This window comes from Streptomyces montanisoli (assembly GCF_017813245.1).
Classification (GTDB): domain Bacteria; phylum Actinomycetota; class Actinomycetes; order Streptomycetales; family Streptomycetaceae; genus Streptomyces; species Streptomyces montanisoli.
On sequence record NZ_JAGIQL010000324.1, the window covers coordinates 1 to 2,577 of the forward strand.

Annotated in this window: 1 protein-coding gene; it reads left to right on the forward strand. The window is 74.2% G+C overall.

What is annotated here, in order from left to right; translation table 11 throughout:
- Positions 1-219: 219 nt before the first annotated feature.
- On the forward strand, positions 220-2,268 hold the full coding sequence (recQ, locus tag JFN87_RS32825) for a DNA helicase RecQ (protein WP_372449335.1): 2,049 nt from the start codon (positions 220-222) through the stop codon (positions 2,266-2,268).
- Positions 2,269-2,577: the final 309 nt, after the last annotated feature.

Below are 2,577 nucleotides of genomic sequence, written 5' to 3' on the forward strand. Positions count from 1 at the left end.
CCCCCCCCCCCCCCCCCCTTTTTCCCAGGCAGCGGCGGACCTCCGGCTCCAGCAGTTCCCCGGAGTTCAGCCGCGTCGCCTTCCGATCGGCCGCCTTCGGTGGCCTCACGCGGCCGGGCAGGCCATGCCCGGCAGGGCCCGGTCAACGCCGGGGCGCGGGAGCCCACCGAAGGCGGCGGCCTGCCGGGACGGTGGCCGTTGGGCGCTGGGCCGGGCGCGATGCCCCGCCCGCGCCGCCCAGGCGCGCCACGGTCCCGGCTCTCGTTGTCCTACCCCGCCCCTAGACTCGGCCGGGTGAGCGTTCCTGACTTCGACATCCCTACCGACCCGGACCAGGCCGACGAGACCGTCGGCGCACCGGCCGACGTCGTCGCGCCGGCCGCCGACGCGGCCCGCGGCGGCGCGCTCGAAGTGCTTCACCGGGTCTTCGGCTACGACGCGTTCCGCGGCAGCCAGCAGGAGATCATCGACACTGTGGTCGGCGGCGGCGACGCGCTCGTGCTCATGCCGACCGGCGGCGGCAAGTCGCTGTGCTACCAGATCCCGGCGCTGGTGCGCGACGGTGTCGGCGTCGTGGTCTCGCCGCTCATCGCGCTCATGCAGGACCAGGTGGACGCGCTGCGTGCGCTCGGCGTGCGCGCCGGGTTCCTGAACTCTACCCAGGATCTGGACGAACGCAGGCTGGTGGAGGCCGAGTTCCTCGCCGGTGAGCTCGATCTGCTGTACCTGGCGCCCGAGCGGCTGCGGGTGGAGTCCACGGTCAGGCTGCTCGAGCGGGGCACGATCTCGCTGTTCGCCATCGACGAGGCGCACTGCGTGGCGCAGTGGGGCCACGACTTCCGCCCCGACTACCTGGCCCTGTCCGCGCTGCACGAGCGGTGGCCGGACGTGCCGCGCATCGCGCTGACCGCGACGGCCACGGAGGCGACGCACGGGGAGATCGCGTCCCGGCTGAAGCTCCAGGACGCGCGGCACTTCGTGGCGAGCTTCGACCGCCCGAACATCCAGTACCGGATCGCCCCGAAGAACGAGCCGCGGCGGCAGCTCCTCCACTTGCTGCGCACCGAGCACCCGGGCGACGCGGGCATCGTCTACTGCCTCTCGCGTGCCTCCGTGGAGAAGACCGCCGAGTTCCTCGTGAAGAACGGCGTCGAGGCGCTGCCGTACCACGCGGGCCTGGACGCGCGGGTCCGCCAGGAGCACCAGGCGCGGTTCCTGCGCGAGGACGGCTTGGTGATGGTCGCGACGATCGCGTTCGGCATGGGCATCGACAAGCCGGACGTCCGGTTCGTCGCGCACCTCGACCTGCCGAAGTCGGTGGAGGGGTACTACCAGGAGACGGGCCGCGCAGGGCGGGACGGCCTGCCGTCGACGGCGTGGCTCGCCTACGGCTATCAGGACGTCGTGCAGCAGCGGAAGATGATCGACACGTCGGAGGGCGACGAGGCGCACAGGCGCCGGCTGTCCGAGCACGTCGACGCGATGCTGGCGTTGTGCGAGACGGTGGAGTGCCGCCGGGTCCGGCTGCTCGACTACTTCGGGCAGAAGAGCGAGCCGTGCGGCAACTGCGACACATGCCTGTCACCGCCCGAGTCGTGGGACGGCACGGTCCCGGCGCAGAAGCTGCTGTCGACGGTTGTGCGCCTGAAGCGCGAGCGCAACCAGAAGTTCGGCGTCGGGCAGGCCGTCGACATCCTGCTGGGCAGGAAGACGGCCAAGGTCATCCAGTTCGACCACGACGGGCTGAGCGTCTTCGGCATCGGGGCCGATCTGAGCGAGGCGAAGTGGCGCTCCGTCGCGCGCCAGCTGCTGTCGCAGGGACTGCTCGCCGTGGAGGGCGAGTACAGCACGCTGGTGCTGACGGACGGGAGCGGCGAGGTGCTCGGCGGGCAGCGGAAGGTGACGCTGCGCAAGGAGCCGGAGAAGGCCGCGAAGGCCGCCAGGGCCGGCGGCGGGTCCGGTGGGGGCGGCAGGGCGCGCTCCGCGCCGGTGGACCTGCCGCAGGAGGCGCTGCCCGTGTTCGAGGCGCTGCGCGCGTGGCGCGGCGCCACGGCGAAGGAGCAGGGCGTCCCCGCGTATGTGATCTTCCACGACGCGACGCTGCGCGAGATCGTGCTGGCGGCGCCGTCGACGCTGGGCGAGCTGAGCGGCATCAGCGGGGTGGGCGAGAACAAGCTCGCCAAGTACGGACAGGGCGTCCTCGACGCGCTCGGCGCGGCGACCGGGCAGGCCGAGCCCGCCTGGCAGGGCGCGGCCCTGCCCCGGTAACGGCCGCCACGGCCTGGACCGCCCGCCACCGCCGGGGCCGCCCGCCACCGCCGGGGGCCGCGAGCCCAGGCCGGGCAGGCCGAACCCGCCTGACAGGGCGCGGCCCAGCCTCGGTGTCCGCTCCCACAGCCTGGGCCGCCCGCCACCGCCGGGGCCGCGAGCCCAGGCCGGACAGGCCGAACCCGCCTGACAGGGCGCGGCCCTGCCCCGGTATCGGCCGCCACAGCCTGGGCCGCCCGCCGGGGTCGCGAGCCGCCACCGCCGGGGGCTGAGAGCCGCCGGGGCCGCAGGCCAACCGGGCCGCAGGCC

What these genes read in the sequence shown, in the direction of transcription:
- recQ (WP_372449335.1), top strand. Translation starts at nt 220, where the DNA reads ATGCCCCGCCCGCGCCGCCCAGGCGCGCCACGGTCCCGGCTCTCGTTG.